General features: G+C 67.3%; 4 protein-coding genes. 2 read left to right on the forward strand and 2 right to left on the reverse strand.

Annotated features, from left to right (window positions below; all coding sequences use genetic code 11):
* Positions 1 to 24 precede the first annotated feature (24 nt).
* Together RCH15_RS17770 and RCH15_RS17775 are read right to left on the reverse strand one after the other, a co-directional pair.
* On the reverse strand, positions 25 to 1,368 hold the full coding sequence (locus tag RCH15_RS17770; RefSeq protein ID WP_326961977.1) for a hypothetical protein: 1,344 nt from the start codon (positions 1,366 to 1,368) through the stop codon (positions 25 to 27).
* Positions 1,365 to 4,223, reverse strand: a complete 2,859-nt coding sequence (locus RCH15_RS17775; protein ID WP_326961978.1) for a hypothetical protein — start codon at positions 4,221 to 4,223, stop codon at positions 1,365 to 1,367. Before RCH15_RS17775 ends, RCH15_RS17770 begins: the two co-directional genes overlap by 4 nt.
* Positions 4,224 to 4,452: 229 nt before the next feature.
* Here RCH15_RS17775 and RCH15_RS17780 point away from each other — a divergent pair, with 229 nt between their 5' ends.
* Both RCH15_RS17780 and RCH15_RS17785 read left to right on the forward strand, forming a co-directional pair.
* Positions 4,453 to 4,734: a pyrophosphorylase gene (locus tag RCH15_RS17780; RefSeq protein WP_104049500.1), complete on the forward strand. Its 282-nt coding sequence runs from the start codon at positions 4,453 to 4,455 to the stop codon at positions 4,732 to 4,734.
* Between the two features lie 344 nt (positions 4,735 to 5,078).
* A partial coding sequence (locus RCH15_RS17785) for a DUF6531 domain-containing protein (protein ID WP_326961979.1) occupies positions 5,079 to 9,015 on the forward strand: 3,937 nt, incomplete at its 3' end.

Consider the following 9,015-nt stretch of genomic DNA (forward strand, 5'->3'; position numbering starts at 1 on the left):
CAGGGGCAGGACGGGACAGGACGATCAAGGGCTTGCCGGCGCCGGTACCCAGACGAGGCGGGGAGCGGCCTCGTCCGGCGGGCGGAGGCCCAGGTCCTGCGGGGAAGCGTACACCGGGATGGTCTCTGCGCTCAGCGCGGCAGCGCGCGAGAAGTCCAGCTCCGGCCCCGCAAGGCCGTCACCGGGGCCGAACGATAGCGTGCGGAGGGCTGCGCCCACCTTGGACGGATCACCGCTCCCAGCCGCAGCGCCCGCGCGCACCAGGGCGACGACGGCGTCGTGGCTGCGTGCGTCCGCAGCCCAGGCGTCGGCGGAGAAGGGGGCGTCGTCGCTTAAGTTTTTGATTGCGGGGTCGCCGGACACCAGGCGCACTGCGGAGAGGAAGGCGGACATACCCCGCCCCTGGGCATCTTTTTGCAGCGCAGTGGCGTCGCCGCCGGCGGGGACAACGCTGACCAGTTGGCCGGACGCGGTGCCGTCGAGCTCGGCGAGCGAGGAGGCGAAGGCCGGAGTTGTGGCGCCCTCCGGAAGAATGAGGGGCACGGATACGTCGCGGGACTGCAGGGCCTGGACCAGCCGGGCCAGCCTCTGCGGCGTGGCGGCTGAGACGACCACGGCGTCAGCGGGCTCGGCAATCCTGGTCGACTCGGCGCCGGCCGGGGCGTCTTCGGCCGCCGGGCGCAGCTGGTCGCCGGTTCTGATGGCGGCCTCCTGGGCCAGAGCCGTCACTTCTCCGAAGCCGCCAAGGCTCAGTGTCTGCGAGATGGCAACTGATGCGGGGATCTGGCCGCCGTCTTCTACGAGCAGCACCCTGTTCTTGCCGGTCAGGGCAGTTTGTAGGGCAGTTTCGACGGACGCTCCCGAGGGGCGTGTGGTCCAGGTGGTCGGCGCGGGGTCCGACGGTTCAACGTAGGGCAGGATGGCCGGGAGCCCGAGCTCTTCGGCAGTTTTTGCCGCGGCCAAGGCCTGCGGCCCCGTGCTTGTCACGATGACGCCGGACACTCCCTGCTCGGCGAGGGCCCGGACGGCGGCGCTTGCGCCATCCTCCGTGCCCCGGTCATTCTGGGCTGACAGGGTAGGTGTGGAACCGCCCCTGGCAAAGCGTTGCGCGGCAACAATCGCGCCTTGTGCCGCGCGGTTGTACTCCGAACCCGGCTCGCCGGACCGGCCCAAAGTAAGGACAACTCCGATCGAGAAGTCCTTCGGCAGGCCGTCGGCCTTCAGCGCTACGGGAACCGTCGCGGCAACAGGATCGGGCCGGGAAGCCACCTTTGGGCGGTTCAGCGTCACTGTCAGGACGATCGCAACCACGACGATGGCCGCGACGCCCGCAATGATAAGGGCAATCAGCCGGCTGCGGGAGCTCATTCGGTGCCGCCGATCTTCAGCGTGTACAGGGTCTGGGATGTCGCGCCGGCCGGCACCTCGAGGTGGAACGGCGGAAGTTCATCGATCGCGGTGAGTGAGGCCTTGAACTGCGCCTGACGCAGCAGCAACCCGGCAACATCGCGTGACCGGATGTTGGCGTATCCTTCTGCGTTCTGGGAGGCCAGCGCCAGCTGGTAGTCGGCTGTATCGGCTTTGGCAGCGTTGGTAGCCATGGAGCCGAGCAGACCGGATCCGTTCACCGAGCGGTCGCCCAGGTCAAGCATCACCTTGTTGAGGCTGGACGACAGGAGCGCGTTCGCGCCCCCGACGTCCCGCGTTGAACCGGAAGTGCTCGAAGCGATGCTGGCGAGCGAGGACTGCGTGGTCTTGGACAGGGAGGCGGCCAGGGCGCCGCTCTGCTCCAACAATTCGCCACGCTGCTTGTCCACTGTGCCCCCGGCGTCACCCACCACTTCGTCGGAGGTGGACTTCAAGCCGGAGATGGAGCGGTTGAAAGCGGTGATCACGGAGTCTGAACCCGCGTCACCGATCTCGGCCACCTGGCGGACTTGTTCGCCCACGGTTTTGTAGACCTCGGCCGCAGTATCAGCCGAGACGTCGCGGAGGGACTCCTTGATCTTGTCACCGAGCCCGTCCTGCTGCACCTTCAACTTCGCCAGTGTTGCGCCCACCTGGCCGGAGGATTCAATGGCCTTACCCAGCGCAGCTGCCAGGGTTTCGAGCCCGTGCTTTGTGCCGGCGGCATTGCCTGTAGCCGCCCGGTCGAGGGCCTTCGCAGCGTCGTCGACTGCATCCAGTTTCGCGTCGATGTCGCCGATACTCGCCTCCAGGGTAGTGAAGGCCTTGCCGATCGCCTGGTCCTGGTCAGCCGTGTCAGTGGCCGCGAGGGCCGTGTCCCATGCCTCCGCCTGGGATTTCAGCCGGACGTCCAACGGATCCTTAAACCCGGTCGGAAGCTTCACTGCCTGGGCCGGTTTTTCATTCTCCGGCGTGGGCTCGCAGGGAGCGGACGTCAGGTAGGCGCGCAGCCGCGCCACCTCCTCGGCCGGTAGCCGGCCTGGGGCAGGGAAGCCGGCGTCCGCCATCTTGCAGAGTTCGTCCGCGAGCCGCTGGTTTTGTTGCATCATCGAGCCCTTCAGCAGCGAGCCGTCACCCAGCTCGCTCCGGGCGCTTTGCGCAGTCTCGTCGATGTCGATCAATTGTTGCCGCAGCCCTTTGATGCTGTCGCGGGCTGCGGTGGCTGCATCCCGGGTTGCGGCAACGGAGGCCCGAACGGACTTCATCGCCTTGTCCACCTTCGCCAGCGCTGTCTTGTAGTCCTCGGGGGTATCGGCACCGTCGAGGATTACGGCAAAGCCGGCGCGGACCCGCTCCAGTTCGAGGGTTGAGGCCTCTTGGTTTTTGATTGCTCCCTCGACGACCTGCGGCTGCAGGTCCGCCACGAGCTCATCACCCGTCTCCACCAGCCCCAGCAGCGCTCCAGTGACGCTCATGGCTGATCCGTAGAGAGAGCACGTCATGGAGCCCTGCTCTGCGCATTCCACCGCAGTGGGGTCCTCGGGCCCCATGGTGGCCTTGATGGCGCCCGCAACAATGTCCCGGCAGCCCGCGCTTACCTTCGCGTAGGCGTCCAGCTGTGAGGCCATGGTAACGACGCTCGAGTACACCGTGGCGGCCTTCTCGGACTTGGGGACTTCGGCGGAGCAGCCCTCGCCGTTGATGGGGGCCGTCGCGGGCACGGCCGAGGTATCTCCCAGCATCGCGTCCACAGCGGAAACGGTCTGCTTCAACTGCGCCGCGGTAGCTGACTGCGTTGTGGTCGTTGCGGACTCCAAATCGGCGCCGAGAGTCTTCAGCTGGTCCTTGAGCCCTGACATGGTCGCGGCCAGCGCCTGGGAATTGTCCCGCAGCTCGCCCGCCGTTTTCGCGCCCACTGTCTGCGAGGTCACCTGCAGGTTCCGCCGGACGTCGGTAATAGTGGATCCGGCCTGGGTCAGCACGGTGTTGATGTCCGAGACCAGAGTGATGGTTCGGCGCTGCAGCTCCAGTACCGAGCCGGTGCCGGACGAAAAGGCGCCGTTGAGGACTCCATCTGCGCTGAGGTCCGTGTTGAGGCCCGGCTGGATTGCTACGTCGAACGCGGGGACCTTGAAGTTTTCGACGTCGGCCACGAGGCGCAGGGTGGTGCTTGCGCCCGAACGCGGCGGGGCCAGAATGGTCGCCCATTGCACCACGGCTGCGCCATCCTCGGTGCTGCTCAGGACACCGTTGGTGCCCGTGGCGCCATCCGCAGAGCCTGCCGTGACGTGGTCTGCCCGTACGCCGTCGAGCTTCGTCGAGGCTGCGATGGTCAGCGGGGCGCCGACGAGGGCCGTGTCGGAACGTGTCTGGCCCGCAGCGTCGTACTCAATGACCCGCGGCTTGACCGTGAGGTTTTCCAGCGTCACATTGATTTCGACCGGCCCGGTGTGGCCCTGCAGTTCGGCGAGGTCTGAGCCGGACTTTGACCCCGCCCGGTATTGCAGGCTCACACGCACCGGGAGTTCACCCACCACCTGGGCGGTGTCGTACTTCGCGTCCTCTGCGGAGGAACCGCCCGCTGCGGAGACAGAGATGGTGGTCCCCTCTACAGTCTCGACTCCTGCGGCAGCGGAAAGGCCTACCCGCACGTTCTGCAGGAGCTTGACAGGGTTGGATACCGGCCCAGCTTCGGGAGTTGGAGTGCACGACGTCGACGCCACCAGCCCCAAGGAGACGATGACTGCGCTTATGGCGCGGCCCGGGGTGCTGCTGCGCGCCAGGGTGCGCTGGTGGGTATGGGTCAGTCTGGGCATAATCGTCCCTCTTCTGTTCACGGTGCCTTCAGCATGATACGGGGTTGCGCTCGCGAATGGACTAATCTTGGCCTCCGGGTTGCGGGCGTGTGGCCTTCGCCGACATGCCGAATAACCCTGGTTCTTCTTTTTGTTGGATTTATTAGCATCTGTTGGTAGCGTCAGCATCGTTCGCTCGCCGACGATCATGTGTCCGGCGGGGAAGCGGTTTCTTTTGGGAGGAATTTCTATGTCGCGTGTGTTGTCAACCGAGCAAGCGAAGGCTGCCATCGGGCAGGTGCAGTCGATCATCAATGGTGGTTTCACGGATCAGATCTCGGCGCTGGATGCGCAGGGCAAGATCCTGTCGGATCCGAATATCTGGGACGGTCCGCTGGCTACGCAGTTCCGGGGGTCCACGTGGCCGGAGACGAAGGCGGCGCTGGACAAGGCTCGTCAGGAACTGGAGGAGCTGCGGACGCAGTTGCAGAAGATCTCGCAGGACATCTTCTCCGCCGGCGGCGGCGCCTAAGCCTGCAGTCGATGGTGTAACGGCCGGGTAGCCGCGGCGCTCTGATGAGTGGGCGGTTACCTGGCCACTACACGGTTTTGGTCTTTCCGGCCGGTCCTGGATTTCTCCGGTCCGGCTTTTTGGGTTGTATCGTCCCGCATTGAATCCCTCGTTGGACTGGTCCTGCGCCTGGCGCAGTTGTTTCCAGGCAGGTGTTGGGTTCTGCGGCGTTGGTGGTTGTTCTTCTTGTTCCAATTCTTGTTCAGTGGGGGGCTTTCGTTGTGACCGAGTTCGTTGAGGTGCCGCTATTGCCGGCGTCAGACGGTTCTGATGGAGGGCGATTCAGTTACGCCGTGGCCGGGTCGGTGAAGTCTGCGTTTGAGCTGGCGGCATCAAAGCTCGAGGAGCAGGCAGGTTCGCGGGCGACGTTCGTCTCCTCCGCGAGGGAGGACTTCAAGGGGCATTTCTCTGGGGTTTTTGCCTCCAACGCTGCCACCGCGGGCAAGGACGCGGAAGCGTTGGCGACCGCGCTGCGGACGGTGGCCGGGTACGTAGGACAGATGGTCGAGGCCGGGCATGAAGAGGACACCCGGCGTGCGAAGAACAACGAGTGGGTCCGGGAGCACAATGACCGTAACGCGTTCGAGAAGGGCTGGGACTCGGTCTTCGGTGAGGGGGACCGGCCGAACGCGGCGCCGGGCAAAGCTCCGACGTTCGAACCGGCAGCTCCCACCGTCGGGAGCCGGGAAACACCGCCGCCCGGCGGGGGGTACGGGGGCGGGACGTCCTCGGCGCGCCCGGAAAGCCTGCGGTCTTTCGCGTTAAACTCCCGGGGCTTGGATGAGGGGTTGGCCTCAGCCCCAGGTGCGCTGGAAGGACATCTCTCCGATTTCGCGTCCGATTGCTACTGGGGGCGGATCGAAGCCTCGGGCGTGGTCAGCGCCTACCGGGAGTATCTACGGGCCAACGAGAACGACGCGAAGTGGGCGGTCACTGTCGCGGATGCGTTTGCGGCCGCCGGGGGCGAGGGCAGTGTCTCGACCGTCTCGGACGCGGCCGTGAATGAAGCGCTTGCAGCAGCAGGAGTCAGCGCCAGCCGGTCCACGCTGGTCGTGGCTCCGCCGATGGCGGCCGGTGCGATGCCCACCAGCGGGTACGCAAACGACCCCGTGAACACCGCCACCGGAAACTTCATTGAACCGGAAGAGGATCTGCGGTTCGCCGGTGTCGCTTCCGACGTGGTTTTGTCGCGGATGTACAACTCGTTGGCCTCGGGACTGGAAGTGCCCGGGGTGTTTGGCCCCGGGTGGGCCTCGGTCCTGGACCAGCACCTTGCGGTCTCGGATGAGGGGTGCCGCTGGGTGATGGCCGACGGCCGGGCCGTCGATTTCCCTCGTGAGGGGTCCGGCTGGAGCCGTGGCGTCGGCGAGAACTACTGGCTCACCGCAGAGCCTGCGACCGCAGCTGACCTCAGGGAGTTAAGCTCCGTGCCGGACGGTACGGTCGAGCTGCTTGTGGTCCGGGATAATGAGGGCGGCTGGTGGGCCTACAGCCTCGCGGGCGTGTGGCTCGGGTCCGGGTCGGGGCCGGGCCGGACGGTGTCCGTGGTCCGGGAAAAGCCCGCCGACGGCGGCAGTGCGGGACAAGTGACCCGGTTGGCGCATGTGCAGGGCCGGTTCCTTGACGTGGAGTACGTGGACGGGCTCGTTGCCGTGGTGCGGGCCTCGGACGGGCGCCGGGTGGAGTATGGCTACGACGACGCCGGCCGGCTGACGGGTGTGGCGACGGAGCTGGGGGCGCGGGCGTACCGGTGGAATGAGCAGGGCCTGATCGAGGCGGTGGTCTCGTCCGCGGGTGTTGTTGAGGCTGAGAACACCTATGACGAGCACGGCAGGGTTGTGCTGCAGGTGACCCAGCACGGGCGCCGGACCAGGTTCGCGTATTTGCCGGGCCGCGTCACGGTGGTCTCGGATGAAGACGGTTCCCGATCGAACTCCTGGATCGCCGACGCGAAGGGCCGCCTGGTGGGTGTGCTCGATTCCCATGATCAGCGCCAGTCGATGGCGTATGACGGCCACGGGAACCTGGTGTCCTTCACGGAACGCGACGGGGCCGTGACGGTGCATGCCTACGACGCGCGGGGCCGGAAGACCCGGACAGTCACCCCGGAAGGCGCGGACCTCACGTACGGCTGGGATGACCAGGACCGCATCACCACCCTGGTGGCGGAGTCCGGGTCGATTGTCTCGTATGAGTACGCCGATGAGGTGTCCCGGGACCCCTCGGTCATCCTGGACCCGTTGGGCGGGCGCACTGAGCTCCAGTGGCGTAATGGGCAGCTGGCCAGGGTTGTCGACCCGGCCGGTGTTGCGGTCAGCTTCGACTACGACGAATTTGGTGACCTGGTCGCAACCCGGAACGCGGCGGGAGACGAGGCGAAGATTGTCCGCGACCAGGCCGGCCGCCCGGTCGCGGCGATCAGCCCCTCCGGTGCCGAGACCCGCTTCGGCTATGACAGCGCCGGGTTGCTGGTGCGGCGGGTGGATCCGGACGGTGCCATCTGGGCTTTTGAACACGACTCCGCGGGGCGGACGACGGCGTCCATCGCCCCGGACGGCGGCCGGACCGAACTCGAATACGCCGGCAACGGCGAGCTGGTCCGCACCGTCGATCCGTTGGGCCGGGCCATCGAGCGGGTCTTCGACGAGCTCGGCAACGTCACCGCCGCGGTGCTGCCGGACGGTGCCCGCTGGGGCTTCGTCCATGACACACTGTCCCGGCTGGTCGGGATCACGGACCCCGCCGGCCACGGTTGGGCACGGGAATACGACAAGATCGGGGCCCTGACCGCCGTCGTCGATCCCACCGGGATCCGCGCGGACGCCACGACCGACCGTTTGGCGGGCACGGCGACCCTGATGGACGCGTTCGCGTCCTCAACGTACAGCTTTGACGAGTACGGGCGCCCCACCCGGGTCCAGGGCGCGGACGGCTCCGCGGAACTCATCTCCTATGACGCGGCCGGAAACCCGGTGGAACTCCTCGACGGTGAAGGCGGCCTGACCGTGCTGGGCCGGGACGTGGCCGGTAAGATCACCTCGATCACTTCCCCCTCCGGCGCCGTCACCCGGTACGAGTACGACGGGTGCGGGCGCCCCTGGCGGACCACGGACCCGCTCGGCGCGGTCACCGAACTGGCCTATGACGCCGACCAGCGGGTTATTGCGCGGACGCTGCCCACCGGCGAGGTCGAGACCTTCGGGTACGACCCCTGCGGGCGGCTCCTGACCCGCAACACCCCCGGTCAGGGCGTGTCCCGGTACGGCTACGACAAGGCCGGGCGGCTGAGCTTCTCCCAGGACACCTGGTACGGGACCCGCCGGTTCAACTACAACACCGCCGGGGAGCTCACCGGGACGGTCAACGGCGTCGGCGGCCGGACCCGGTTCGAGTACGACGTCCGCGGGCGCCTGGTCCGCATCACCGACCCCCTCGGCGGGGTGACCACCCGCACCTACACGGCCACGGACCAGGTCAGCTCCGTCACCGATCCGCTCGGGCGGGCGACCACCGTGACCTACGATCCCGCCGGGCGGCAGCTCTCCCAGACCGATCCGGACGGGCACACCACCACCTGGACCTACGATTCGGTCGGCCGGGAAGCCACTACCAGCCTCGACGGGAAACTCCTGGCCTCAATTGACCGGGACGCACTCCGCCGCAGCGTGGTCATCACCGACCACACCCGCGGTGACGGGCTGGCCGTGGACCATGAACTCGGCTTTGACCGTTGTGGGCGGTTGATGTCCCGCACCCGCGGCGGCCAGGGCCTGTCCTGGGGGTACGACGGCGACGGGAACCGGACCCGGTTCACCGACGCGCACGGCACCACCACCACGTACGTCCGGAATGCCGCGGGCCGGGTGACCGCCGTCGCCAATCCACGGCTGGGCGAGGCGGTATTCACCCACGACGCCGCAGGGCGTATCACCTCCGCCACCGCAGGGGATCTGGTTCAGGAGTGGGCCTACCGCAAGGGGGCTTTGGCCGAACACAGCCGCACGGATCGCACGGACCCGGGCGCGGCTGATGTGACCCTGATCGGCCGCGACGGGGACGGCCGGGTCACGGCCCTGACCCGCGCCGGCACCGTGACCCGGTACGGCTATGACGGGGCCGGGCAGATGGTCACCGCCGCCACTACCCAGACCGGAGACCCGGATCTTTCTGCGCAGGCTTCAGTGCCGGCTTCCGTCTCGGAATGGGTATACGACGCCGGCGGTCGCCTGGTCCGCGAGTCTG

Origin of the sequence: Arthrobacter sp. MP_M4 (genome assembly GCF_035984855.1) — a bacterium.
GTDB lineage: Bacteria > Actinomycetota > Actinomycetes > Actinomycetales > Micrococcaceae > Arthrobacter.

What these genes read in the sequence shown, in the direction of transcription:
- RCH15_RS17770 (WP_326961977.1), bottom strand. Translation starts at nt 1,368, where the DNA reads ATGAGCTCCCGCAGCCGGCTGATTGCCCTTATCATTGCGGGCGTCGCG.
- RCH15_RS17775 (WP_326961978.1), bottom strand. Translation starts at nt 4,223, where the DNA reads ATGCCCAGACTGACCCATACCCACCAGCGCACCCTGGCGCGCAGCAGC.
- RCH15_RS17780 (WP_104049500.1), top strand. Translation starts at nt 4,453, where the DNA reads ATGTCGCGTGTGTTGTCAACCGAGCAAGCGAAGGCTGCCATCGGGCAG.